Annotated in this window: 24 protein-coding genes; 8 read left to right on the top strand and 16 right to left on the bottom strand. The window is 60.8% G+C overall.

The window, feature by feature from the left end:
- Positions 1 to 5: 5 nt before the first annotated feature.
- The 5 genes from ACP7E0_RS11830 to ACP7E0_RS11810 form a co-directional block, all read right to left on the bottom strand.
- Positions 6 to 278 carry an exodeoxyribonuclease VII small subunit gene (locus ACP7E0_RS11830; protein ID WP_426125089.1) on the bottom strand — a complete coding sequence of 91 codons (273 nt, stop codon included), beginning with the start codon at positions 276 to 278 and terminating at the stop codon, positions 6 to 8.
- Positions 275 to 1201 (bottom strand): histone deacetylase family protein, encoded by a 927-nt coding sequence (locus ACP7E0_RS11825; protein WP_426125087.1) that lies wholly within the window; start codon positions 1199 to 1201, stop codon positions 275 to 277. Before ACP7E0_RS11825 ends, ACP7E0_RS11830 begins: the two co-directional genes overlap by 4 nt.
- A gap of 131 nt (positions 1202 to 1332) precedes the next feature.
- Positions 1333 to 1896, bottom strand: coding sequence for a biotin transporter BioY (locus ACP7E0_RS11820; RefSeq protein ID WP_426125086.1), 564 nt, complete (start codon positions 1894 to 1896; stop codon positions 1333 to 1335).
- Between the two features lie 89 nt (positions 1897 to 1985).
- Positions 1986 to 2603 carry an energy-coupling factor transporter transmembrane component T family protein gene (locus ACP7E0_RS11815; protein WP_426125085.1) on the bottom strand — a complete coding sequence of 206 codons (618 nt, stop codon included), beginning with the start codon at positions 2601 to 2603 and terminating at the stop codon, positions 1986 to 1988.
- Positions 2597 to 3277: an energy-coupling factor ABC transporter ATP-binding protein gene (locus ACP7E0_RS11810; RefSeq protein ID WP_426125084.1), complete on the bottom strand. Its 681-nt coding sequence runs from the start codon at positions 3275 to 3277 to the stop codon at positions 2597 to 2599. Before ACP7E0_RS11810 ends, ACP7E0_RS11815 begins: the two co-directional genes overlap by 7 nt.
- A gap of 112 nt (positions 3278 to 3389) precedes the next feature.
- Between ACP7E0_RS11810 and ACP7E0_RS11805 the strand changes: the two genes are divergently transcribed.
- Complete coding sequence (locus ACP7E0_RS11805; RefSeq protein WP_426125083.1) at positions 3390 to 4583, top strand: winged helix-turn-helix domain-containing protein; 1194 nt, start codon at positions 3390 to 3392, stop codon at positions 4581 to 4583.
- 241 nt (positions 4584 to 4824) lie between these two features.
- Entirely contained in the window at positions 4825 to 6699 is a 1875-nt protein-coding gene (locus ACP7E0_RS11800) for a C1 family peptidase (RefSeq protein ID WP_426125082.1), read from the top strand.
- 125 nt (positions 6700 to 6824) lie between these two features.
- Here ACP7E0_RS11800 and ribB read toward each other — a convergent pair whose 3' ends face one another.
- The 3 genes from ribB to ACP7E0_RS11785 form a co-directional block, all read right to left on the bottom strand.
- Entirely contained in the window at positions 6825 to 7925 is a 1101-nt protein-coding gene (gene ribB / locus ACP7E0_RS11795; protein ID WP_426125081.1) for a 3,4-dihydroxy-2-butanone-4-phosphate synthase, read from the bottom strand.
- 18 nt (positions 7926 to 7943) lie between these two features.
- A complete protein-coding gene (gene aroC / locus ACP7E0_RS11790; RefSeq protein WP_426125080.1) occupies positions 7944 to 9041 on the bottom strand; it encodes a chorismate synthase in 1098 nt (365 codons plus the stop codon).
- A 157-nt stretch (positions 9042 to 9198) separates the two neighbouring features.
- Entirely contained in the window at positions 9199 to 12327 is a 3129-nt protein-coding gene (locus ACP7E0_RS11785) for a bifunctional diguanylate cyclase/phosphodiesterase (protein WP_426125078.1), read from the bottom strand.
- A 103-nt stretch (positions 12328 to 12430) separates the two neighbouring features.
- Between ACP7E0_RS11785 and ACP7E0_RS11780 the strand changes: the two genes are divergently transcribed.
- Together ACP7E0_RS11780 and ACP7E0_RS11775 are read left to right on the top strand one after the other, a co-directional pair.
- Positions 12431 to 12607 carry a hypothetical protein gene (locus tag ACP7E0_RS11780; protein WP_426125076.1) on the top strand — a complete coding sequence of 59 codons (177 nt, stop codon included), beginning with the start codon at positions 12431 to 12433 and terminating at the stop codon, positions 12605 to 12607.
- A 22-nt stretch (positions 12608 to 12629) separates the two neighbouring features.
- On the top strand, positions 12630 to 12890 hold the full coding sequence (locus ACP7E0_RS11775; protein ID WP_113318115.1) for a DUF1344 domain-containing protein: 261 nt from the start codon (positions 12630 to 12632) through the stop codon (positions 12888 to 12890).
- Between the two features lie 95 nt (positions 12891 to 12985).
- On the opposite strand, the gene ACP7E0_RS11770 is transcribed toward ACP7E0_RS11775, so the two are convergent.
- The 4 genes from ACP7E0_RS11770 to ACP7E0_RS11755 all read right to left on the bottom strand — a co-directional run bounded on the left by ACP7E0_RS11770 (position 12986) and on the right by ACP7E0_RS11755 (position 16510).
- Positions 12986 to 13570: a histidine phosphatase family protein gene (locus ACP7E0_RS11770; RefSeq protein ID WP_426125075.1), complete on the bottom strand. Its 585-nt coding sequence runs from the start codon at positions 13568 to 13570 to the stop codon at positions 12986 to 12988.
- Between the two features lie 93 nt (positions 13571 to 13663).
- Positions 13664 to 14482: an enoyl-ACP reductase FabI gene (gene fabI / locus ACP7E0_RS11765; protein WP_426125074.1), complete on the bottom strand. Its 819-nt coding sequence runs from the start codon at positions 14480 to 14482 to the stop codon at positions 13664 to 13666.
- A 252-nt stretch (positions 14483 to 14734) separates the two neighbouring features.
- Positions 14735 to 15829 carry a DnaJ C-terminal domain-containing protein gene (locus ACP7E0_RS11760; RefSeq protein ID WP_426125072.1) on the bottom strand — a complete coding sequence of 365 codons (1095 nt, stop codon included), beginning with the start codon at positions 15827 to 15829 and terminating at the stop codon, positions 14735 to 14737.
- 231 nt (positions 15830 to 16060) lie between these two features.
- Positions 16061 to 16510: an RT0821/Lpp0805 family surface protein gene (locus ACP7E0_RS11755; protein WP_426125070.1), complete on the bottom strand. Its 450-nt coding sequence runs from the start codon at positions 16508 to 16510 to the stop codon at positions 16061 to 16063.
- A gap of 125 nt (positions 16511 to 16635) precedes the next feature.
- On the opposite strand from ACP7E0_RS11755, the gene pdxH reads away from it, so the two are divergent.
- Entirely contained in the window at positions 16636 to 17256 is a 621-nt protein-coding gene (gene pdxH, locus ACP7E0_RS11750; protein WP_426125069.1) for a pyridoxamine 5'-phosphate oxidase, read from the top strand.
- 12 nt (positions 17257 to 17268) lie between these two features.
- Here the strand turns inward: pdxH and ACP7E0_RS11745 are convergent, their stop codons facing one another.
- Both ACP7E0_RS11745 and ACP7E0_RS11740 read right to left on the bottom strand, forming a co-directional pair.
- Positions 17269 to 18297, bottom strand: coding sequence for a polysaccharide deacetylase family protein (locus ACP7E0_RS11745; protein WP_426125320.1), 1029 nt, complete (start codon positions 18295 to 18297; stop codon positions 17269 to 17271).
- Between the two features lie 178 nt (positions 18298 to 18475).
- Positions 18476 to 19369 (bottom strand): hypothetical protein, encoded by an 894-nt coding sequence (locus tag ACP7E0_RS11740; RefSeq protein ID WP_426125067.1) that lies wholly within the window; start codon positions 19367 to 19369, stop codon positions 18476 to 18478.
- Positions 19370 to 19798: 429 nt separating this feature from the next.
- Between ACP7E0_RS11740 and ACP7E0_RS11735 the strand changes: the two genes are divergently transcribed.
- A complete protein-coding gene (locus tag ACP7E0_RS11735; RefSeq protein ID WP_426125066.1) occupies positions 19799 to 21061 on the top strand; it encodes a D-alanyl-D-alanine carboxypeptidase family protein in 1263 nt (420 codons plus the stop codon).
- An 80-nt stretch (positions 21062 to 21141) separates the two neighbouring features.
- On the opposite strand, the gene tldD is transcribed toward ACP7E0_RS11735, so the two are convergent.
- A complete protein-coding gene (gene tldD / locus ACP7E0_RS11730; protein WP_426125065.1) occupies positions 21142 to 22557 on the bottom strand; it encodes a metalloprotease TldD in 1416 nt (471 codons plus the stop codon).
- Between the two features lie 144 nt (positions 22558 to 22701).
- On the opposite strand from tldD, the gene ACP7E0_RS11725 reads away from it, so the two are divergent.
- Complete coding sequence (locus ACP7E0_RS11725; protein ID WP_426125063.1) at positions 22702 to 22923, top strand: antitoxin MazE family protein; 222 nt, start codon at positions 22702 to 22704, stop codon at positions 22921 to 22923.
- A complete protein-coding gene (locus ACP7E0_RS11720) occupies positions 22920 to 23243 on the top strand; it encodes a type II toxin-antitoxin system PemK/MazF family toxin (protein WP_426125062.1) in 324 nt (107 codons plus the stop codon). The genes ACP7E0_RS11725 and ACP7E0_RS11720 overlap by 4 nt, the downstream gene beginning before the upstream one ends.
- A 5-nt stretch (positions 23244 to 23248) precedes the next feature.
- Here the strand turns inward: ACP7E0_RS11720 and ACP7E0_RS11715 are convergent, their stop codons facing one another.
- Positions 23249 to 23788: an invasion associated locus B family protein gene (locus ACP7E0_RS11715; protein ID WP_060636419.1), complete on the bottom strand. Its 540-nt coding sequence runs from the start codon at positions 23786 to 23788 to the stop codon at positions 23249 to 23251.
- Between the last annotated feature and the right edge of the window lie 159 nt (positions 23789 to 23947).

Genomic DNA, 23947 nt, shown 5'->3' with positions numbered 1-23947 from the left:
GTCACTCACTCCCCGTCGAGCGGCTCTACACCTTGCGGCTTGCCCGCCCGGTCGAGCCTGATCTTCTCGATTCGATTTTCAGCGGCACCCAACAGCGCTTCACAATGTTTCTTCAGCGCTTCGCCGCGCTCATAGATCTCGATCGACTTATCAAGCGCCACATCGCCGCGCTCCAGCGCCGAGACGATGGCTTCGAGTTCCTCGACGGCTTTTTCGAAGGAGAGGGCGGATACGTCGATCGGGGCGGCGCCCGTTTGCGCGGTGGTGGTCATGGTCATCCTCTCATCAGGCGGTAGATATGGGTTCCGGCCGATTCGGCCAGCCCTTGAAGATCGTAGCCGCCTTCGAGCAGGCTGACGATGCGGTTGTTTGCGGTTTTCCCCGCGACGTCAAGCAACCGCCCGGTCGCCCAATCGAAATCCTCGGCGACCAGATTGATCTGCGCCAGGGGGTCGCGGTGATGGGCGTCGAAACCAGCCGAGATCAGGATGAAATCCGGGCGAAAATCGTCGAGCGCTGTCAGGATGCGCGACTTGAAGGCTTCGCGAAAATGATCGCTGCCGGTATCGGGTGACAGCGGCGCGTTGACGATATTGCCGGCGCCCGTCTCGGTCTTGGCACCAGTGCCGGGATAAAGCGGCATCTGGTGCGTCGAACAGAACAGCACGGACGGATCATCCCAGAAGATATCCTGCGTGCCGTTGCCGTGATGCACGTCCCAGTCGACGATGGCGACGCGTTCTGCGCCGTATTTCTGCTGGGCATGGCGTGCGGCAATGGCGATGTTGTTGAAGAAGCAGAAGCCCATCGCCTTGTTCTTTTCGGCGTGGTGGCCGGGCGGGCGCGAGGCGACGAAGGCATTGTCGGCCTTGCCGGAAAACACCGCATCGACGGCCGCAACTGCGCCACCGATGCCGGTCAAGGCGGCCTGCAAGCTGGCGGGGCTGGCATAGGTATCGGCCTCAAGCGCCTCGATTCCTTCCTCTGGAATGGCGGACATCACCGTGCGCAGGTGCTGTTCGGGATGGGCAAGCAGCACCAGATCCTCGTTGCCCTGCGGCGCCTCAAGCCGCGACAGCGGCGAAAACCGCTCATGCTCCAGCGCAAGGTTCAGCGCCTTCAGCCGGTCGGGCCGCTCGGGATGGCCTTCAGGAACCTTGTGTTCCAGGAAGATAGGGTTTTCGAACAGGATCGTGGTCATGGCGGGAACCTATGGCTTCGGGGGGGCGAGGTCCATGCTTTAGGTAGGGCGTTTGCGGTGTTTTCAACAGCGGCGCGCCAATGCAAATAGCCCGGACGTAACGCCCGGGCTATTTGACGATGATGAGGCGCTCAGGCGCGTGCGTGCAGCAGCGGATAGCCGGCGAGAACGGCGCGGGCTGCCAGCGTTGCAATCACGGCCTTGACGAGATCGCCCGGGATGAAGGCCAGCGAACCGGTGGCGACGGCTGAAAGCGGCGTACCGGTGACTGCGGTCACCCAAGGCATGCCGATGGCATAGAGCACGCCGATGCCCCCGACGACGGAGGCGATGAAGAAACCGGCAAATTGCCTGATCTCGCTCTGGCCTTCCTTGACCAGCCGCTCGGCGATCAGGCCGGTGACAAATGTAGCAACGATCCAGCCGAGCACGAAGCCGCCGGTCGGGCCCTGGATGATGGCCAGTCCGCCACGGCCGCCGGACAGAACCGGAAGCCCGATGGCGACCAGTAGCACCAGCAGCACATAAGCGAGCGCGCCGCGCCTGGCGCCGATGATGCAGCCCGCCAGCATCACGCCCATCGACTGGGCGGTGATCGGCACCGGAATGAAGCCGAGCGTCACCGGCGGGATGAGGCCGAGAACCACGATGATCGCGGTGAAGAGGGCAATGAGAACGAGGTCTCTGGTGGTCATGGCAGGTCCTTTGTCGATCGATATTTGTGCATGCGTTCGGCCAAGGCCGGAAAGGAAATTCGGAGGCTCGCAGGCCCCGGCGCTGTCAGTCAGCGGTTCTCCCGCGGCCGCCTGAAACCGCGCGCGTCGATGGCCATGGCGATCGTGTCGGCGTCTTTCAGCGTCAGGATGATCAACGGCGCAAGGATCGTCAACGGCCGGACTTTCAGCCCGCGCGCCCGGTGCGCCTCGCGGATCGACTGGTAGTGGTTGAAGATATCCGGCACGAACCGCAGCACCAGCCCGAAGGCGAGCCCGACATCGGCGGCCCGCAACAGACCGAGCCGGTCGAGCGGCTGCAGCAGCCGGGTGATCTCGTCGATAAAGGCACCGGTCGCCGTCGTCGCGGTCACAGCACCTGCAAACAGCACGATCGCCATCAGCCGGAAAAAGCTCTCGGCCGCCTCGCGCATCGAGGTCAGATAGGCGGTGGCGATCAGAAGGATCAGGATTGTGAACAGGATGGGCTTCAGCCGGGACACGCCCTCGCGAAAGGAAAGGCCCGTGGTAAAATAGATCAGGGCGGCAATGACGAAGGCCGGGATCAGAATATAAAGGGACGAAACGGCATACAGCGCCAGCCCGCAGATCAGCAGGATGGCGAGCTTCATCCGCACCGACATCCGGTGCAGCGGCGTCGTGCCCTCGATATTCAGCCCGTTCAGCATCCGGCCACCTCATGATAGACGCGAATGCTCTCAGGCGCCGGGCCATCGGCAACAAGCCTGCCGTCATGAAACAGCAATACCCGGTCGAACTTTTCGATCAGCGGCAGGTCGTGGCTGATGACGATGGTGTGCTCGGCAAGCCCGGCAATGGTATTTTCCACCAGACGCCGGTTTTTCAGGTCCAGCTGATTGGTCGGCTCGTCGAGAATGAGAATGCCGGGGCCGGTGACCAACACGCTGGCAATGGCGACCAGCTGCGTCTCGCCGCCCGAAAGCTCGTGCACTCGCCGTCTGGCCAAATGGGTGATGCCGAAGCGTTCGAGCACGGCGGCTGTGCGGCGCTCGATCTCGTCCGCCTTCAGCCCACGGTTCTTCAAGCCGAAGGCGATATCTTCGTGCACGATCGGCATGATGATCTGGTGCTGCGGGTTCTGGAAAATGAAACCGGCCTCAGCCAGCGTCGCACTGGCGTCCTGCACGGTATCGAGACCATTCACCGTCACCTGGCCCACGGTCGGCTTGACCAGCCCGTTGATCAGCCGCGCGAACGTGGTCTTGCCAGATCCGTTCAGCCCGATAATGCCGATGCGCCGCTCGGTCAGCGATAGCGTTAGCGGCTGAAGAACCGTGCGCTCGCCATATCTCACTGATGCGCCGGAAAAGCGTATGTCCAATCCGCGTCCCCCGCGTTCGAATGTCGAGGCTCTATAGGACGATTTCCTTATGGATGGAAATAGGCGCCGGTTTCGACTTGAACAAAGTGTGAACATTTGCCTAGATTGTCAGATGGCGATTCTCGTTTCCAACCGCGATGCCCGGCGCATCTTCCTCAACAAGCAGGGCCTGGCCGCAGCCCCCAACCGGGCGCTCGGCAAGCAGGGCCTGCTCGATCTCATTCATGAGATCGGCTTCGTCCAGGTGGACAGCATCTCGACCGTCGAGCGCGCCCATCACCAGATCCTGTTTTCGCGCAACCAGACCTACAAGCGCGAGCACCTGACCGAGCTTCTGGAAAAGGACGGAGCGCTGTTCGAACACTGGACGCACGACGCCTCGATCCTGCCTTCGGAGTTTTTCCGCTATTGGAAACACCGCTTTGCCCGGCGTGAGCCGATCCTTATGGAGCGTTGGCTGAAATGGCATGGCGAAGGGTTCGACAGTACCTTCGAAGAGACTTTTCAGCGCATCGCCGACGGCGGCGCTGTCATGTCGCGCGACCTCAAGGTTGCCGATCATAAATCGGGCGGCTGGTGGAACTGGCATCCCAACAAGACGGCGCTCGAATATTACTGGCATACCGGCAAGCTTGCCATCGCCGGCCGCCAGAACTTCCAGAAGATCTACGATCTCGCTGAACGGGTCATCCCCGGCCATCATTACGAGCCCGAGGTCAGCCACGACGTCTTCCTCGACTGGGCCTGCCGCGCGGCGCTCGAACGGCTCGGTTTTGCCACCCATGGCGAGATCGCCGCGTTCTTCGACCTGATTTCGCCGGAAGAAGCCAAGGCCTGGGTTACGGAACATCGCGACGAACTGACCGAGGTGATGATCGTGCCCGCCGACGGCGAAAAACCACGTCTTTCCTATGCCTTCACCGGTTTCCCCGACAATCTCGGCGACCTCGCTGAGCCGCCCGCCCGTATCCGCGTGCTCAGCCCCTTCGATCCGCTGATCCGCAACCGCAATCGCACCGAACGCCTGTTCGGTTTCTATTATCGTATCGAAGTTTTCGTCCCCGAGCCAAAACGTGAATACGGCTACTATGTCTTCCCGCTGCTCGAAGGCGACCGCATCGTCGGCCGCATCGACATGAAGGCGGAGCGCAAGACCGGCTCGCTGAACGTCAAGCGGCTCTGGTGGGAAAAGGGCGTGCGCTCATCCACCGGCCGGATGGAGCGGCTAGAGGCGGAGTTGACCCGTGTGGCGAAGTTTGCCGGTGTCGAGCGGGTGGTGTTTCTGGAGGGGTGGGGCAGCAGCTAGGTTCATCAACTGGTGATCCCCGATCGGCATATCAAAAACGTGCGGATTGCAACATCTGTAAATACGCTATATACGTGTAGTTCTTGGGTGGCGGTTGAAGAGTTGAGGTAGAAGAACGCGACCCGTCGATTTGAGCTGGCAGGAGAGAGCCATTGTCAAGAAGCCGAGCAAGCCGCGCAATCCCCCTAAAAGAACATTCGATGCGCTCCCCGACACCGTGGATTTTCGGGATGCGACATTCGTGCCGACCCTTATCCGGGTTCCTGCGGTGTCCGATCTTGCCGGTTACCGCGCGCTCGAGATACCGGTCCTCAATCAAGGCAAAGAGGGCGCTTGTACCGGCTTCGGACTGGCGACGGTCGCGAATTATCTGTTGCGGATCCGCGGCCAGAATCCGACCGCCGACGAAGTCAGCGCCTGGATGCTCTATGCCATGGCCAAGCGCTACGATGAGTGGCCGGGCGAAGACTATGATGGATCAAGCGCCCGCGGTGCAATGAAGGGCTGGTTCAAGCATGGCCTGTGTGCACTGGATCTCTGGAAGGATCGCGACCCGGATCCGACGCTGGAGGAGAAACGGTCGGCCGATGCGCTGGGCAGGCCGCTCGGCGCCTATTTCCGGGTCAATCACAAGGACCTTGTGGCGATGCACGCCGCCATCAATGAGGTTGGCATGCTCTACGCCACGGCTGCCGTGCACGAAGGATGGCAACGCGTCGGTCAAGGCGACGAACTGATCGAGTACCGGCAGGATACCATCATCGGCGGCCACGCTTTTGCGGTGGTCGGTTATGACCGGCGCGGCTTCTGGATTCAGAACAGCTGGGGGCCAAAATGGGGTTCCGGCGGCCTCGCCAACCTGTCCTATGTCGACTGGCTGGCAAACGGGTCGGATATCTGGGTTGCTGCGCTCGGAGCTCCCGTGGATCTGACATCCCCGATGGCTTCGGCGGCGATGCGTGCCGATGCGCCGCGCAGCTATGAAAGCCAGGTCTATGCCGATCTGCGGCCCTATATCATCACCTCGAAGAATGATGGCGTTCTCGATGAGAAGGGAACCTACGGACTGACACCGGCCGCTTTGAAGACCCTCGTCACCGAGCGGATGCCCGCATCGATGGCGAGCTGGGACAAGAAGCGGGTGTTACTCTACGCCCATGGCGGCCTCGTCTCGCAGGATGGCGCGGTGCAGACCGTGTCCAACAATCTTGCCCCACTTTTGAACTCGCAGGTTTATCCATTATCCTTCATCTGGCGCTCCGATGCCTGGAGCACCATCGGCAATATCCTGAAGGATGCCCTGTCGCGGCGGCGCGACGAAGGTATCCTCGACAAGGCCAAGGATTTCATGCTGGACCGGCTCGACGATACGCTCGAGGTCGTGGCGCGCAATCTCGGCGGAAAGGCACTCTGGGACGAGATGAAGGAGAATGCCGAGCGGGCAACGAGCAACAGGGCGGGCGCGGCAAGGCTGACGGCGGATCATCTGATCGGTCTTTATACCTCCGGCAAGATCGATGAGATCCATCTCGTCGGCCACAGTGCGGGTTCGATTTTCCTCGCACCTCTGGTCGAACGCCTGGTTGCCGGCAAGGTCAAGATTGCCAGCCTCACCCTATGGGCTCCGGCCTGCACGATGGAGCTTTTCAACAAGGCCTATAAACCTCTAATCGAGAAGGGGACCATCGAGGCGTTCGATCTGTTCGTCATGGACGATGCCACCGAGCGGGACGACGATTGCGCCGGCATCTACCACAAGTCTCTGCTGTATCTGGTCAGCAATGCCTTTGAAAAATGGGCGCACATACCCGTCATCAAAGACGGTGTGCCGCTGCTTGGTCTTGACCGGGACCACAGCGAGGAAAATCTGCCCGCAGCCTTCTGGAAGCCTGCCAGCCGGAAGAAGCATCTGTCTCCCCGTGACACCAGCAAGGCGCGGCACCACGGTGATTTCGATAACGACTATACGACGCTCATGTCCACGCTACATCGTATCCTCGGAAAAGCAGTGACCACCAAGACGGAGGACATCGCGTTAACCGCCCCCACCCATTCACGCGACGAGAAGCGGAAACTCCGAGAGAAACTTGATCTCTCGGTGCGCTCCCAAGGATAGCCCCCGGCATTCCCGGCAGGATTATTCCGCAGCGGGCACGGCTGCCGATGCGCTCGTCCGGGGAAATGGCAAGAGGCCACCGGTCACATCGCGACCGTTGGCCTCTTGCATATTGCTTGTCTCGTTCAGATGATCTCGGTCGCCGCGATCTCTATCCCAAAACCTTCCAGCCCGACATAGTGGCGTTCGCGCGAGGAGAGCAGGCGGATCGAGGTGATGCCGAGGTCTTTCAGGATCTGGGCGCCGAGGCCGATTTCCAGCCATTCGCTTTCGCGGGCCTGTGCTTCGCTGTGCTCTTCGCGCTCATGTTTGCCGGCGCGTGCGGTCGTTGATACGCCGACGCCGACCGAGCCTTCGCGCAGATAGACGATGACGCCGCGGCCCTGTTCGGACATGCGCTTCATGATCGGATCGAGCTGGCAATCGCGGCCGAACACGTCTGCAGCGACATTTTCCAGATGTAGGCGGACCGGAATATCGACGCCGTCGCGGATATCGCCGAAGGTGACGGCCAGGTGCTGCATCGGGTCCCAGGGCAGAGAATAGGCATGCGCCTTGGCCTTGCCATAGGGGGTGTCGACGTCGAAAGTCGCCTCCAGATTGATCAGCGTTTCCTTGCGCTGGCGGTAGGCGATGAGATCGGCAACGGAGACCTGCTTGAGGCCGTGTTTTTCGGCAAATTCGGTGACCTGCGGGCCGCGCGTCACCGTGCCATCATCATTGACCAGCTCGCAGATGACGCCGATCGGCGGCAGGCTGGCAAGGCGGCAGAGATCCACAGCCGCTTCCGTATGGCCGGACCGCATCAAAACGCCGCCTTCGCGGGCGACCAATGGGAAGATGTGGCCGGGACGGGTGAAGTCGGCTGCACCGACATTCGGGTTGGCAAGGTTGCGCACCGTCAACGTCCGGTCTTCAGCCGAAATGCCGGTTGTCGTGCCGTGCTTGAAATCGACGGTGACGGTAAAGGCCGTCGTGTGGGCCGAATCGTTTTCCGCCACCATGGCGTTGAGGTTGAGGCGCTTGGCCTCTTCCTTCGGCATCGGCGTGCAGACGATGCCGGAGGTGTGGCGCACGATGAAGGCCATCTTTTCCGGCGTGCAATGGACGGCCGCGACGATCAGGTCGCCTTCGTTCTCGCGGCCGTCGTCGTCAGTCACGACAACGATCTCGCCGGCCTCGAAGGCCCGGATGGCATCGGCAACGCGCTTCTGGTCAAAGGGCATGGGGTTCTTCCTTGGATGTTACTTCAACCGGCCGGTCTGGCCACGGTCACGCAAGTAATGATCGGCAATGGTGCAGGCAAGCATCGCCTCGCCAATCGGCACGGCGCGGATGCCGACGCAAGGGTCATGGCGGCCCTTGGTGCGGATATCGACATTGTTGCCGTCACTGTCGATCGACTGGCGTTCGGTGAGAATGGAGGAGGTCGGCTTGATGGCAAAGCGTGCGATCACCGGCTGGCCTGTCGAGATGCCGCCGAGAATGCCGCCGGCGTGGTTCGACAGGAAGATCGGGTTGCCGTCATTGCCCATTCGCATCTCGTCGGCATTTTCCTCGCCGGTGATTTCGGCAGCGCCAAAACCGTTGCCGATCTCGACGCCCTTGACGGCGTTGATCGACATCAGGTTGGAGGCGATATCCTGATCGAGCTTGGCATAAATTGGCGCGCCGATCCCGGCCGGCACCCCTTCGGCAATGACTTCGACGACCGCACCGACCGAGGAGCCGGACTTGCGGATGCTGTCGAGATACTCTTCCCAGACGGGGACGATGGCAGGGTCCGGCGCGAAGAACGGGTTGTTGCCGACTTCGTTCCAGTCCCAGTTGTCGCGGTTGATCTTGTGCTTGCCGATCTGCACCAGCGCGCCGCGCACGACAAGCCCTGGAACCACCTTGCGGGCAAGGCCACCGGCGGCAACGCGGGCTGCGGTTTCGCGCGCCGACGAGCGGCCGCCGCCGCGATAGTCGCGGATGCCGTATTTGACGTCATAGGTATAATCGGCGTGGCCCGGCCGGTAGCTCTTGGAAATCTCGGAATAGTCCTTGGAGCGCTGGTCGGTGTTCTCGATCATCATCGAGACCGGCGTGCCGGTGGTGATCATCGTCTCGCCGTCCGCATCCAGCATGACGCCGGAGAGGATCTTGACCAGATCGTCCTCGCGGCGCTGGGTAACGAAACGCGACTGGCCGGGCTTGCGCTTGTCGAGCCAGGCCTGCAGCTCGGGCAGGGTGAAACGGATGCCGGGAGGGCAGCCGTCGATGACGCAGCCGAGCGCCGGCCCGTGGCTTTCGCCCCAGGTGGTAACGCGGAAAAGATGACCGAAAGTATTGTGCGACATGGATCAGGCAACCGGAAATGAGGCCAAGCGCATCCGGGCGAGCCGTTGCGCCATTCAGTAGGCGCAGACTAATAGTGGAAAACGCCGGAAAGGGAAAACCTTTCTGGCGAAATATGACGATTGCCGCGTGAACAGTCTGTCTCGCCGTAAAGGCCAATCAAGACGCCAGTTGCAGGGCTTCCTTGTTGGCGAATGCCACGAACTTGTCGAAGCTCAAAGGCTTGGCGAAGGCATAACCCTGCAAGAGATCGCAGCCGAGCAGGCCGAGCATCTCCGCATGCGCCATGGTTTCCACGCCCTCGGCCACCGTTTCGATGCCCAGCGACCGGCCGATTTCGATGATCGAGCGGATCAGCGCCTGCTCGTTGCGGGAATTGAGGATCGGCGCCACCAACTGCCGGTCGATCTTCAGCCGTTTCGGCTTGATCTTCAACAGGCTGACGATCGAGGTATGGCCGGTGCCGAAATCGTCGATCTCGATATCGATGCCGAGCTTCTTGATGCCCTCGATATTGGCGGTGACGATATCATCGCTCTCGTCGAGGAAGATCGATTCCACCAGTTCGAACGACAGCTGGCCGGGCTTGAACGACAGGCCCTGCAACGAGTTCAAGAGCAGGTCGTCGCTGAGCCGTTTGGCCGAAACGTTGACGGAAATCTTCGGTACGTCGATGCCCATGGCAGCCCAGCGCATCGCATCGATCAGCGAGCGGTCGAGCACGATGCGGTCGATCGTTGCCACCACATCCAGTTCCTCGGCAATGTGGAGGAACTTGTCCGGCGTCAGCACACCTTCGCGCGGATGGTTCCAGCGCACCAGTGCCTCGACGCCCGAGAGACGCAAGGTACTTGCGTCGAACTGTGGTTGATACCAGGCGACAAACTGGTTTTTTTCGATGCCTTCCAGAATTTCATCGGCGATGCGTTTTGTCGTGATGATCTCGGCCTGCAGCGCCTCGGTGAAGAATTCGTGCCGGTTGCGGCCGCTTTCCTTGGCGCGGTACAGCGCAATATCGGCATTGACCAGCAACTGCCGCTCGTCGCAGGCAAGATCCTTTCCGACGGCGATACCGATGCTGACGCCGAAACGGCAGGGAAACCCGTTATAGTCAACCGGCTGGCGCATTTCTGCGATGATCCGTTCGGAGAGGTTCGACAGGAACAACTTGTTTGGGGGATTGGTGACCAGAACGACGAATTCATCACCGCCGATACGCGCGACCACATCGCCGGCGCGCACATTCGCGCGCAGGATTTTCGAGGCATGCACCAGCATTGCATCGCCGGCCGCGTGGCCCAGCGTGTCGTTGATTTGTTTAAAGCGATCGAGGTCGATATGCAGGATGGCGATAGTCTGCAGGCCGTCCTTGCCGGCGATCGATAGCGCCTCCAGTTCCTTATCGAGCATGCGGCGGTTGCCGAGCCCGGTCAGAGGATCATGCAGTGCATTATGCTCGATACGGTCCTTGGCGTCGGCCAGTTCGTCGTTTTTGGCCTCTGCCATGGCTTTTGCGGTGCGCAGCTGTTCTGTCAAAAGCACATCGTCACTGATATCGAAGGCGATGCCGACCAGTTTTCGGCCGCCGCCCGGCGTCTCGTGGATCTTGCCGACGGAGCGGACATGCCGGATTGTCCCATCGGGAAGCACAACACGCGACGCCTGAACGTAAGGCAAGCCCTCGGCGATGGTTCGGCCAACGCTCGAAAGCGCCTCTTCGCGGTCATCCGGATGCAGCGCGTTGACCCAGGTTTCATGCGTCGTCTCGCCGCCGGCGTAGGTCAGCCGGTAGAGCTGATGCATGCGCTCGTCCCAATAGGTGATGCCGGTGACGAGATCAGCCTCCCACATGCCGCACTTGTAGGAATCAAGCGCAAGATCGAGACGCCGGGTAATTGCTTCCAGCTGCTGCTCACGTTCGGACAGACCGGTCAGGGCTTCTTCAAGCTCGGTATTCTTTTCATCCGCGCCGGCTTTTGCAGCCCGCAACTGCTGGGTCATCAGGACGTCGTCGGTAACGTCCCAGCTGATGCCCGTGATCTTGGCCTTGCCGTCAGCACCGGTATGGGTGGACCCGACATTGCGGATATGACGGATGCTGTCGTCGGGCCCGACGACGCGATACTGCGAGCGGTATTCCAGATCCTCGTCCAACGCCCGGAACAATGTCAGCGAAGCAGTGGCGATATCGTCTTGATGCACGGAGCCGCGCCATTCCGCGTAGCTCGGATCCCCGCCGCCAGGTGGCAAGCCATGCAGATGGTACATGCGCTCGTCCCAGGAGCGTGTCTGTGTATCGAGGTCGATTTCCCAGATGCCGATCTTGGAGGATTCGAGTGCCAGGTTGAGCCGGTGCGAGACGGTCAGCAGTTCCCGTTCGCGGGATCGAAGCTTGGCGATGTTGCGCTGGCGCTCATTGACCAGTCCGCCCGTCAGGAAAATCGGAATGATGATGATCGTTGCGGCAACGAGAATGGTGACTTCAAGCCATGTGCTGTTGGCCGGCTCCTGCGCCCATCCATCCGCCGGGATCGCTGCCAGTTCCCAGGTGCCGCCCGGCAGTTGAAGCTGGCGGATGACCGGCGCCTTTTCGAAGAGATCGTTATCGCCGAAAAAGGCATCCTGTATGTTGTTCTTCACCGAGATATCGCGGATAGCCAGCTGGATGTCCACCTGCCGGTGGCCATCATGCGCCCGGCTTTCCTGCCGGCCGTCATCGATAAGGCGTGCGCTGCCGTAAACCCCCTTTTCGTCGATCACAGCTTCCATGAAGCCCCAGAACGACGCGTTACCGTCGATCCTGGTAAAGACGGGAGAAAAGAGGTTGAACCCGGTACGGCCGCTCGGCAGCCGGACAGGTCCGGCAATGATCGGTTTTGCCTTGGATTGGGCGCGGTCAACGGCGATTCTCGATGAACGGAACTTCTTGAAATCGGTGCCGATCATTCGCTCGTTTCCCTTGAGCGGAAAGGTCATGCCAATGACCGCATCGGGTGCTGCGCTGACGCGCACCATCTGCGGGTTCTGGATCAGAAGCTTGGTCGCCAGCTGGTCGAAATGCGTTTGCGGCATCGTCGGGTCAACGGCGAAATTGTTGGCAAAGCCGCGCAGCGCCGTGATGTTGTTGTTGATCTCGCTTTGTAGACGCAGAGAAACCAGGTCGAGCTCGTTCTGAACGTTGCTCTTCAATTCGCTCTGGAAGTTTTCCCGATTCTGCTGTTCGAAGAAATATCCGCCGGTAAAGACGACGGCGGCGGCAATCGCAGCAGGGAAAACCGACGGTTTCACCAGCCTGGCCAGCGTCCAGGCGCGACGACGGATTGTAGCGCTTTTAGTCAACGGCCATGCACCCCATATTCCCCGGCGTTACGGTAGAGAGGGAGTCTTAAGATTGGCTTTAGAGGCTGTTCCTGCTAAGAAATCCGCGCACCGGGGGCAGGAGGAAACCGTCGATCAAGGTTTGGTTAACCATGACCTGCCCAAATTCGATAAAATTTTAAATGACACGGCAATGGGCGATTTTTGCCACAATCGGAGGTCAAACAGTGAGCACAAGAAAATTGAATGAATTACTGAAGAGGGCACGACAGATGCGTTTCATCGTTGCTGCATTGATGGCCGCAGCCGGTTTCTTTTCGCCGCTGAGCGCCTTCGCCGAAAGTGCTGATGTCGAAGCTGTAATCACCGGCGTCGATACCGACAAATTGAGCCTGTCGCTGGACGACGGCAAGAATTATCAGGCTCCCGAAGAATTCAATTTCGACGGCCTGAAGGCTGGCGTCAAGGTTTTGGTGTTCTACACCGAGGTTGATGGCAAGCGCGTCATCAATGATCTGGAAATCGTGCAGTAAAACTGCATTCGCGGCACTGGCTGAGTGCCGCGTCATTTGGGCGGCAGGGCTGATTTAGAAGATCGGCCATTTCCCGTTTTCGGCAAATGTGAAACTTAGAGCCAGCCGATCATACCGTTCTCGATCTTCAAAATCCGATCCTGTGGAATGGCGCCAAGAGCTGCCTCTTCCGCATCCATGGCACCGCAAATCTTGAACAGCGTGCGGATGACGCCGCCATGGCTGACGCAGACGGTCGGCGCCGAAACGCTGGACAGCCACGCGCCGACACGCCAGGAGAGGATTTCATAGCTTTCGGCATCCGGACCGGGCGGGATGAAATCCCATTTTGACAGTTCGCGTTCCGCCACCCGCTCGGGCATTTCCTGTTCGAGCTCGGCCATTGTGTAGCCTTCCCAATCGCCGAAGGAGACTTCCTTCAACCGGTCGTCCATCCGGTAGCCGGAGCGGGCAAGCCCCATCGCTTCGCGAATGAGTTCCATGGTCTCGCGGGTACGGTGAAGCGGACTTGCGACGAAATCGAATTTTTCCGTGTCATCGCCTAGAAGAGCCAGAAGCGCGCGGCCATTGCCGCTGGCCTGCCGCCTGCCGGTATCGTTAAGCGGAATATCCTTCTGGCCCTGCATGCGGATTTGCGCATTCCAGTCGGTCTGGCCGTGGCGGATCATGTAGATGGTCACGGAGAAACTCCGGGGCAGGGGGCTTGACGGCCCGACGCGAGGAGCCGGGGCGCCCGTCTTGTTCGAGAGCCCCGGAGTACTTTCGTATGCGGGTCAGTCCTTGACGACGGCGATATCCGGTGCGTCGACGGCCTTCATGCCGATGACATGGTAGCCGCTGTCGGCATGATGGATTTCGCCGGTGACCGAGCGCGACAGGTCCGACAGCATGTAGAGGCCGACATCTCCGACTTCCTCGATGGTGACGGTGCGGCGTAGCGGCGCGTTATACTCGTTCCACTTGAGAATATAGCGGAAGTCGCCGATGCCGGAGGCTGCAAGTGTCTTGATCGGACCAGCCGAGATCGCGTTGACGCGGATGTTCTTCGGGCCGAGATCGACGGCCAGATACTTGACGCTGGCTTCGAGTGCAGCCTTCGCAACGCCCATGACGTTATAGTTCGGCATCACCTTTTCGGCGCCGTAATAGGTCATGGTCAGCATCGAACCGCCATCGGTCATCAGCTTTTCCGCGCGTTTTGCAACGGCGGTGAAGGAATAGACCGAGATATTCATCGTCAGGGCGAAGTTTGCGGCTGACGTATCGACGTAGCGGCCGGTCAGCTCGTCCTTGTCGGAAAAGCCGATGGCGTGCACGAGGAAGTCGATCTTGCCCCAGGTTTTCTCCAGGTGTTCGAACACCGCGTCGATGGTGGATTCATCGCTGACGTCGCAATGGCCGGCCATGATGGCACCCAGTTCCTCGGCCAGCGGTTCGACCCGCTTCTTCAGGGCGTCGCCCTGATAGGTGAACGCCAGTTCGCCGCCCTGCGCATGAATTGCGTTGGCAATCCCCCATGCAATCGACCGGTTGTTTGCGACACCCATGATAAGGCCGCGTTTACCCTTCATCAGACCGGATGTTTGCGACATGATGTTATGCCCCCAATAAAGCCTATGCTTCCATCAGTCAGGCGTTGGCCGACTGGAAATTCGCATATGTTGAACCTGCCGGAACCTTCGCGCCCCTTGCGGTCGCGTCGGCTCTGAATTTTTCGAGCACTGGCTATGACATAGCCGTCCCGGTGGTTCAAGCACGGGTGAGATCAGGAACTGTTAGTCCCCGTAATATTGGGTCAGCGGCTAAATCGCTCGCAGCCATCCACCGCGTTTGTCGCAAAACCTTTACAGGAACAGGCCGTTGCGCAGGCTGCGCATCAGGTCGGTGACCTTTTCATCCGGCTTTTCCCACAGCATCAGCCGCAGTTCCACCAGAAGGTCGCCGCGTTTGCCGTCTGCTGTCGGCAGGCCGTGGCCCTCAAGCCGGATCACATGGTCGGAGCCGGACCAGGCCGGAATGGTAACGCTAACCGGGCTGGTCAGGGTCTCCACTGTCATTTCGCATCCGAGGATCGCATCCTGGATATTGACGGGCAAGGTGGTGCGCAGATCTGTTCCATCGGTGCGGAAGCGGCCGTCCTGGAGGACGCGCACCGCAACGACGACATCGCCGCGTTGCATGCCGTTCAACCGGTAGCCCATCTCCTTGAGACGCACGATGCTGCCATCGGTGGTGCCGGCGGGCAGGGCGACCTTCAGTGTCTGACCGTCTGGCAGCGTTGCCGTTGCCTTGTCGCGGCGGAAAATATCCTCGATCGAAACCGTGACGTCGCAGAAAATGTCCGGCACCTTTTCCGGTGCAGGCTTGCCGGCGCCGCGAATCCGCCGGACGATGGCAGAGACGAGTTCTGCAGCCGGCGCGGCGGCCCGTGGAAAACCGCCGAACATCGGCACTTTGTCGGCCGGCTCGGGCTTTGCTTCCGCGTTAGCGTCCGGCTCCGCTGCTGTTTCGGCCTTTGGTTCTGGTCTGGGCTCCGGCTTCGGTTCGGCCTTGGCCTGTGGCGGCGCGGCGGCCGATTTTCTTTCCTGCGGCCGTGCGCTTTGGGTTTTTGCCCGATCGTCTGCACCGAAGATGCGCGAGATCATGTCTTCGGCGGTTTCCGGATCGATGGTGTCTTCGTCCGTGCCGCGCGTCTTACGCTTCATCTCTTCCATGCGGCGCAGTTCGGCCTCGCGGCGGGCATAGTCGTAGCGGTTGCGCAGCTTCGGATCCTTCAGCACCTCGTAGGCGCGGCCGGCCTCGGCAAAGCGCTGGGTGGCCAGCGGATCGTCCTGGTTCTGGTCGGGATGTACGGCTTTTGCCACGGACCGCCAAGCGGCCTTGATCTCGTCCGGTCCGGCATTGCGTCTGACGCCGAGCACTGAATAGGGATCACGCATCTATCTCACCGCCCTTGAAAGCCGAGTTGCCGCGTCCAGCGGTTCTTTCAGCCTGTTGAAACAATCGGAAAGCCGCGTTCTGACGGTCTTGTCCCTTTGCCGGTGATGATGAGAAGCTGCTGCTTAAATTCCGGTTAGCTGCGAGCCTGCGCCGGTTGTGTAAATGGCCCCGGGCCGCGTCTTTGTTGCAGCGTGGTTAATGCGCGGTAGCGAAGGGCACCCACCCCGCCGTCAGCTGCGCGGGCCAAAACTGGTCAGATACCATTCGCCGTTGCCGAGCAGGCAGGTATTGCCGTCGAATTTGGCGATGCCCTGATAGGAATGGCGGGTGGTGGTGAACCGGCGGCAGGTGGTGCCGTTGACCTGCTCCTCGGAAATGCTGCTGATCACCCCCGCGCTGCCGGAGCTCGAATTCGCCCATGGAATGGGGTTTCCGGCAATCCTCGTCACATCGGCGGATGACACGGCGTTCCTGACGGTGAGCGCGTCGGAATTGTCTTCGCCGTTGCGGACGGAGGGCACGGAATTGGTCGCGACGGTTCTGTCGACATCGGGAGTTCCGGAAAAATCAAGACCGCCGAGGCATCCCGAAAGGGTTGTGGTGGCCAGGCACACTGCGGCAATCCCGCTCAACCGGGATAAAACCTTTGTGTCCTCTATCCACTTTGCTATGTCTTGCAATGGCATACCTGTCAGACTGGAAAGAGCGGCTTCAAGGTCCGGAGACGCAACGTGCAAGCTCTGACATTTATTGTTCGGCGGGCGGGACCGCGTCCCCGCCACACGTTACGGCATTGGATGGCAATATGAGTGAGACTGGGTTAACAACTGGTGACTTCACGCAAGAGAATGAGCCTTTTTCTCTTTTTGGCACGTGGTTGAAAGAGGCGCAGGCCTCAGAGATCAATGATCCCAATGCCTTGGCGCTGGCAACGGTGGATGCCGATGGCCTGCCGGATGTGCGCATGGTGCTCTTGAAGGACTTCGACCAGCGTGGTTTCGTCTTCTACACCAATTTCGAAAGCCAGAAGGGACAGGAAATTCTCGGCAGCATGAAGGCGGCGATGTGTTTTCACTGGAAAACGCTGCGCCGGCAGGTGCGGGTGCGCGGGCCGGTGGAGATCGTCAGCAATGAAGAGGCCGACGAATATTACAAGACACGCGCCCGCGGCAGCCGCATCGGTGCCTGGGCGTCAAAACAGTCACGTCCGCTCGAAAGCCGGTTTGCGCTGGAAAAGGCCGTTGCCGAATACACGCTGAAATATGCGATCGGCGAGATTCCGCGTCCTGATCATTGGTCGGGTTTCCGCATCAAGCCAACGTCGATCGAGTTCTGGAAGGATGGCGCCTTCCGCCTGCACGACCGGATCGAATTCCGCCGTGATGAGGCCGAGGGCGATTGGAACAAGGTACGGATGTATCCTTGACAGAGGCGCGCCTTAGCGCGCGCCCATCAGCTTGAAGGCAATGCCCGACGCGAGCGCGCTGACATAGCCCGCCTTCTGAAAATGACCGTTCAGCGAAATACGGGGCAGGGCTGTTGTGTTCAGGCGGCCGTTCACTGTTCCCGGCTGGGTGGTGACTGCGACGGTGAAGCCAAGGTCTCTTGCAAGCTTGTGGTCGCGTGGTGAAACAGTCCCGGCGTATCCATAGGGATAGGCGAGGGAGACTGGCCGGTTGCCGGTGATCTCTTCAACCCGCAGCGCCGACTTGTCCATTTCGTCGCGCGCGATATCGTCCGGCAGCCGCGCCAGTGCGCGGTGGCTGATCGTGTGGGCACCAAGGCTCGCCAGCGGGTTTTCGATCAGCGTTTTCAGTCCCGCCTCATTGAGGGTCAGGTCTGCCGTAAGTTTCAGAGCATCGACGCCCTGGCTGGAGGCAAGGGTTTTCAGTCGGTCCACCGCCGTCGCTTCATCGATCGTCTGGATAAAGGTGGCAATGCGGTCGAAGGCCGCCTGTTTCTGCTGTATGGTTTCGGCCGGCAGCGTCTCGATCCTATCGAATTGGAATTGCAGGCTGGTGTTCCGTTTTAACAGGTCGGCCAGCACCTCCCACCATAAGATGGCTGTGCGGTCTATGACCCCCCCTGCAACAAAGACGGTGAAGGGTACCGCATGCTTGGAAAACACAGGTGCGGCATGGACAAGATTGTTGCGATAGCCATCATCCAGCGTGAAGACGGCAACGGGCTGGGGATCGTTCGAAGCGAGATGGGCGGGCAGGGCATCGAGTGCGATGAACCGGTAGCCATCCCGCTTCAACCGGACGATTGCCGTGTCCAGAAAGTCCGGGGTTATTTCCAGATGCGCATTGGGATCGAAGGCCAGCGGCTGTCTTGGCCGGACATGGTGCAGCGTGAAAATCGCCCCGCGGCCGCGTGCCTCGCGCATCAGCCCGGCCGCGCCAAGGAGCCGGGCGGCGTGGAGGCCACCCATAATGGCGGCGCGCTTGGCGGCCTGTCTCAGCATGGTTTTCACGGGGCGGTTCCAAAATGGCCGGCAATCCCGGCCCTCTGTTGATGTCGCCGGACTGTAGCGGTGGCGGCGTTAATACCGGCTGAATCCGCCCATGCCGTAACGATTGCAGGCATGCGAAAGGCGGCCCTTTGCCGGGCCGCCTCTTATCGCAATGTCTGCAAGCCGATGATTATGCAGGCAGAACCCCATCCACCTCGTCGCGCTGGCGGCCGCCGATGGCAGCCCCGACACCGGCAATGAAACCGCCGATGAGCAGTGAAAGCGCACCGAAGAGTGCAATCGTCGCGCTGGTCTTGCGCGCCGTTTCAGCAGCCTGGGCCACCGCGGCCTTGGCATCATCGACGCTTTTCAGAACCGCATCGACGCGCGCTTTCGCATCCGCTTCCGACAGCCCCGTCCGGGAGGCAACGAGCAGATCGAGATAGGTGCGGTCACCGGCGGACATTTCGCCATTCGCAGCACTGGTGAGAAGGATGCGCGAAACCTGACCGGCTGTGTCGTCTCCGGTCGAACCGGCCGGCGGCGTGCTCGGGTTGGCAGGTCGCAACAGGCTATCGACGAAATAGGATGTCGCATTGCTCCCTGCATCTGAGGATGCCGCCGCGGCTCCCGCCGCCGTTGCGCCCGCAGTCAGCGTCGCTGTTGCCTGTACACCGGCTCCTATTGTCGACGAGACCGCCGAACCGAGAGCGCCTGCGACAATCAGGGTTGCCAGCGCCCAGGCGAGAATCCCGTGTGCTGTATCGCGGAAGAACACTTCATCCCGGTTCACCCCCGTCCACTTTGTCCGGAGCCGCCCGGCGATATATCCACCAAAGCCAGCTGATGCCCACTGCACGATGATCAGCCAGATGGCCCCGCCGATGGCGAAGGTGGCAAGCGACGACCCGCCTGACGAAAACGGTGAAGCCAGGCTGAGGCCTATTCCCGATCCGACGAGCGACAGCACCAATGTGATGGCCGATGCCGCAATGGCACCGGCGATGATCGCGCCCCAGCTGACGGCTGAGTGCGAGGACTCGGTTGTGGTACCTGCTGGCACCGTCGTAACCGGAATTGTCATCGCGCCACCTATCGGAAGAAGAGGGCGAGGAGGATGATAATGGGGATCGGGACCCCCAGCAGCCAGAGCAGAATTCCGCGTCCCATGATGTAACTCCCTTGCATTGAACAGGCCGCAATTTCAGACGGTTATGCGGCGTGCCCGATTAACGCGGACAAGGGATTTTGGTTCCGCGACCGGTGAAGATCGCGGAAAGGCGCTTTCTCTCAAGGAAATTGCCGTCCAGCCTCCGTGCCGCCCCGCGGTTCCTTATCCCACTCTAACTAGCCATTGCGGAATGGCGTCAATGTTAAATCTTCGTTTACCACTGCGGCCAAAGTCGTCGCATAAAAACGCAATCCGCCGCAAAGTTGCAGCAAAGACACTGCTCTGTCGCAAAAAGATGCAAATTCGCGCCCGCGTGCGGGTGCCTTCGAATTGGGGGCCGACATGACGACTTTCCGATGCCTGTTTTTGGCGATCCTCACGTTCGTCCTCGGACCGGCCATGGCCTGGGCCGGCAGTGCCGCGATTATCATCGACGCCCGCACCGGCAAGGTGCTGTCGGCGGAAAATCCCGACACGCTCAATCATCCGGCCTCGTTGACCAAGATGATGTCGCTCTACCTCACCTTCGAGGCCCTTCACCGCGGCACCATCCATTGGGATAGCCCGATCAAGGTGTCGAAGACGGCGGCGGCCAAACCGCCGATGCGGCTGGGGCTGAAGGCCGGGATGAAGCTGACGGTGCGCGAGGCGGTCCTTGGCATGATCGTGCGCTCGGGCAACGATGCCGCCGCCGCCATGGCGGAAAAGCTCGGCGGCACGGAAGCCAATTTTGCCAAGGCGATGACGAGAAAGGCGCGCCAGCTCGGCATGAGCCGGACGGTCTTCATCAACGCTTCTGGCCTGCCGGCTGGCGCCCAGGTGACGACGGCACGCGATATGTCGACGCTTGCGATCGCGCTAATGCGGGACTTCCCCAAGGAATACAAGCTGTTTGCCACCCAGAGCTTCGTCTTTCGCGGCCGCAAGGTCCGCGGCCACAACAACCTGATGTATCGTTATGACGGCATGGACGGGATCAAGACCGGCTATACCAATGCCTCGGGCTTCAACCTGGTTAGCGCTGTGCGCGACGGGAACCGGCGTGTGGTCGGCGTGGTGCTCGGCGGCCGCACCGCGAAAAGCCGCGATAACAGGATGGCAGCACTTCTGGACCGCCATCTGGGCAAGGCTTCGAATTCAGGCAATCGCGCGCTGGTGGCTGCGGCCAAGACCCGTGGCACTGTCGAAGTCGCAGCCCTCGGCACGTCCGATGTACCATTGCCCTTTGCCGCGCCCAAACGGCAAGGCGGCGATGCCGTTGCCGCGTTGATTGTGTCGTCGGACTCGACAATTCCTGCCGAGCGCCCGGCTGTCATGGACGAGCTTGAAAATACAGCGGATGTCTTGCCTACGGGCGCCTGGCAGATCCAGATTTCAGCGGCACCGACGCAAGAGGCCGCACGTGCGCTTTTGGCGCAGGCACGGTCGGTTGCAGGCCATACGCTGAAATCAGCTTCGCCCTATACGGAAGCTGTCGGCAACGGCGCCGGTACCATCTACCGCGCCCGGTTCGTCGGATTTGGCAGCCGCGACGAGGCGGATGCCGCCTGCGACTGGCTGAAGCGGCACTCTTACGACTGCATGCTGCTGCCGTCGCGCGGCTGACGGGGAGGGGCTTGGCACCGGTAAGCGCCCGGCGGTCATAGCCCCCGGTCTTTCCAAAAGGGGCCGGTCCAAAAAACCGGTCAGGCCTGTGTGCCGCCGACGGTCGTGTCGTTCATCCGCAGATGCGGCTGGCCGACGCCGACGGGCACCCACTGGCCGCCCTTGCCGCAATTGCCCATGCCGGTATCGAGCTTCATGTCGTTGCCGATCATGGTGATCCGCTGCATCGCGTCCGGTCCGTTGCCGATCAGCATGGCGCCCTTGACCGGCGCGCCGATCTTGCCGTTGTCGATCAGGTAGGCCTCGGTGCAGCCGAAGACGAATTTACCCGAGGTGATATCCACCTGGCCGCCGCCGAAGGAAACGGCATAGATGCCCTTCTTGACCGAGGCGATGATCTCTTCCGGGCTCTTGTCGCCGCCGAGCATATAGGTGTTGGTCATGCGCGGCATCGGCACATGCGCGTAGGATTCACGCCGTCCGTTGCCGGTCGCCTTCATACCCATCAGCCGGGCGTTCTGGCGGTCCTGCATGTAGCCCACCAGCTTGCCGTCGTCGATCAGCACGTTATAGGCGGAAGGGGTTCCCTCGTCATCGATGGTGAGCGAGCCCCGGCGGCTCTCGATCGTGCCGTCATCGACGACGGTCACACCCTTGGCTGCGACCTGTTGACCAAGAAGCCCGGCAAAGGCCGACGTCTTCTTGCGATTGAAATCACCTTCGAGGCCGTGCCCGACCGCCTCATGTAGCATGACGCCCGGCCAGCCGGAGGACAGCACCACATCCATGGTGCCGGCCGGCGCATCGATGGCTTCCAGATTGACCAAGGCCTGCCGCAGGGCTTCGTCCGCCCCGCGCTGCCAGTTGTCGACAGCGACAAAATCGCCAAAGCCGCGACGGCCGCCGACGCCGTAGGAGCCGGCTTCCTGCCGGTCGCCTTCGCCAACCACGACGGAAATATTGAGCCGCGTCATCGGCCGGATATCATGCATGCGCTCGCCGTCGGCGCGCAGGATATCGACCACCTGCCAGCTGGCAGCGATCGAGGCGGTAACCTGCCGGACCTTCGGGTCTTTCGCACGCAAATAGGCGTCGATCTCCTGCAGCAGCGATACCTTGGCCTCGAAGCTCGGTTCGCCGATCGGGTTCTCGTCGCCATAGAGTTTCTTGTTGGTGCGCTGCGGGGCCGCGGTGTACGTACCGGAATAACCACGCGTGACGGCGCCGACCGCATCGGCCGCCCGCTTCAGCGCCGACAGCGACAGATCGCCCGCATGGGCATACCCGACCGCTTCGCCGGCGACCGCGCGCAAGCCAAAACCCTGGTCGGTATTGAAGCTGCCGCCCTTCAGACGGCCATTGTCGAAGGACAGCGATTCCGACTGGCTATGCTCGATGAACAGTTCACCGTCATCGGCGCCCGCCAATGTCTGCGCCAGAACCTCGCGAATGGCAGCCTCGTCGCTGTCGAACAGTTTGATGAGATCGGTGTTCATGGGCGAAGCTCCGCAACGTGTGTGATTGTTCCCATGTAGAGACGCGTCACCATGGCCGCAAGTTTTGAGTGCGCGGTCAGCCGTTATTATTGACAGGCCGGTTTGGGAGATTATGTTACATGTAACAAATAGGGGCTGACGCAGATGGCAAAGGCATTGAACGAGCGTGTTCAGCAGAGACGGGACGCCATGCGGGCGGCCGGTCTTCGGCCGCTGCAGATTTGGGTGCCGGATTCCCGAAAGGCGGGTTTTGCAGCCGAGTGCCGGCGCCAATCCATGATCATTGCCCAGGCCGAGGCCGCAGATGATGACCTTGCGGGATTTATGGATGCCGCTTTTGCCGATCTGAGCGAGATCGACGAATGAAGCGGGGCGATCTTGTGACCATCGCTTTGCCAGGGGATTTCGGCAAACCGCGTCCCGCGCTGATCATTCAATCCGATCTCTTCGACCAAGCGCCGACAGTGACCGTCCTGCTTATTTCGGGAACACTGCAAGATACGCCGCTTCTGCGCCTTTCCGTCGAGCCCGACGACGAAAACGGTTTGCGCAAGTCGTCGCAGATTATGGTGGATAAGGTGATGACGATGCGCAGGGACAAAATCGGCGCGCCGTGCGGTAAACTCAACGCGGAGACGATGGTTTCGGTAAACCGCTTGCTGGCCGTATTCCTCGGATTTGCCTGAATGCCTTACGGCAGTGCGTCGTAGCCTTCGCCAAAACCCTTCAGGTCGACGGGGATGCCGATGCCTTCTTCCGGAGACTGGAAGACGATGAAGGTCGCCTGCGCACCGGACCGGAAGGTTTTCAAGAGTTCGTCTTCCAGAACCACTTCGGCATAGCAGCCGTCGGAAAAGCAGCGGACGAAATAGGCACGGCCGATATCCTTGCCATCGACATTGAGGCCAAGGCCGTTCGGCAAAAGCACGCCGAGCGGGGCCAGCACACGCAGAATCTTCGCCTTGCGGTCCGCCGTTTTCAGGACAACGACGGAGAGGCCGACTTCGGGCCGGTCTTCGGCAATGACGTTCTGCATCAGCGCGCACTGCTCGGCGGTTGCGCCGGCCGGCTGGTCGCAGACGATCGACCATGCGCCGTGGTTGGATTTCACGGTACCCGGTGTACCTGGCTGTTGTGCTCCGGGCTGTTGGGCTGCTGCCGTATAGGAAAATAGTGTGGCAGCAAGTCCGAACGCCGCGATCGGCAGCCGGGAAAGGAGGGACAGGCCCATGTAAACCTCAAACTTAAGAATCAGTCTGGCTATTCTTGAAGCGCGTAGCCGCAAATGAAAAGCCCCGCGCGGTACATTCCAGCCCGGTGTGGCGGAAATGGGGCTCATGAACCGGCCTAAAACAGCAACTTTGCCCTAAAGGGCGCTGTAAGACGCCGC

This window comes from Pararhizobium sp. PWRC1-1 (assembly GCF_049897905.1).
Taxonomy (GTDB): Bacteria; Pseudomonadota; Alphaproteobacteria; order Rhizobiales; family Rhizobiaceae; genus Pararhizobium.
This window is presented reverse-complemented; position numbering and strand designations above follow the sequence as displayed.

Bases quoted from the DNA above. Each gene is read 5' to 3' on its own strand.
- ACP7E0_RS11830 (WP_426125089.1), bottom strand. From the start codon at position 278: ATGACCATGACCACCACCGCGCAAACGGGCGCCGCCCCGATCGACGTA.
- ACP7E0_RS11825 (WP_426125087.1), bottom strand. From the start codon at position 1,201: ATGACCACGATCCTGTTCGAAAACCCTATCTTCCTGGAACACAAGGTT.
- ACP7E0_RS11820 (WP_426125086.1), bottom strand. From the start codon at position 1,896: ATGACCACCAGAGACCTCGTTCTCATTGCCCTCTTCACCGCGATCATC.
- ACP7E0_RS11815 (WP_426125085.1), bottom strand. From the start codon at position 2,603: ATGCTGAACGGGCTGAATATCGAGGGCACGACGCCGCTGCACCGGATG.
- ACP7E0_RS11805 (WP_426125083.1), top strand. From the start codon at position 3,390: ATGGCGATTCTCGTTTCCAACCGCGATGCCCGGCGCATCTTCCTCAAC.
- ribB (WP_426125081.1), bottom strand. From the start codon at position 7,925: ATGCCCTTTGACCAGAAGCGCGTTGCCGATGCCATCCGGGCCTTCGAG.
- aroC (WP_426125080.1), bottom strand. From the start codon at position 9,041: ATGTCGCACAATACTTTCGGTCATCTTTTCCGCGTTACCACCTGGGGC.
- ACP7E0_RS11775 (WP_113318115.1), top strand. From the start codon at position 12,630: ATGCGTTTCATCGTTGCTGCATTGATGGCCGCAGCCGGTTTCTTTTCG.
- fabI (WP_426125074.1), bottom strand. From the start codon at position 14,482: ATGTCGCAAACATCCGGTCTGATGAAGGGTAAACGCGGCCTTATCATG.
- ACP7E0_RS11760 (WP_426125072.1), bottom strand. From the start codon at position 15,829: ATGCGTGATCCCTATTCAGTGCTCGGCGTCAGACGCAATGCCGGACCG.
- pdxH (WP_426125069.1), top strand. From the start codon at position 16,636: ATGAGTGAGACTGGGTTAACAACTGGTGACTTCACGCAAGAGAATGAG.
- ACP7E0_RS11745 (WP_426125320.1), bottom strand. From the start codon at position 18,297: ATGCTGAGACAGGCCGCCAAGCGCGCCGCCATTATGGGTGGCCTCCAC.
- ACP7E0_RS11740 (WP_426125067.1), bottom strand. From the start codon at position 19,369: ATGACAATTCCGGTTACGACGGTGCCAGCAGGTACCACAACCGAGTCC.
- ACP7E0_RS11735 (WP_426125066.1), top strand. From the start codon at position 19,799: ATGACGACTTTCCGATGCCTGTTTTTGGCGATCCTCACGTTCGTCCTC.
- tldD (WP_426125065.1), bottom strand. From the start codon at position 22,557: ATGAACACCGATCTCATCAAACTGTTCGACAGCGACGAGGCTGCCATT.
- ACP7E0_RS11725 (WP_426125063.1), top strand. From the start codon at position 22,702: ATGGCAAAGGCATTGAACGAGCGTGTTCAGCAGAGACGGGACGCCATG.
- ACP7E0_RS11720 (WP_426125062.1), top strand. From the start codon at position 22,920: ATGAAGCGGGGCGATCTTGTGACCATCGCTTTGCCAGGGGATTTCGGC.
- ACP7E0_RS11715 (WP_060636419.1), bottom strand. From the start codon at position 23,788: ATGGGCCTGTCCCTCCTTTCCCGGCTGCCGATCGCGGCGTTCGGACTT.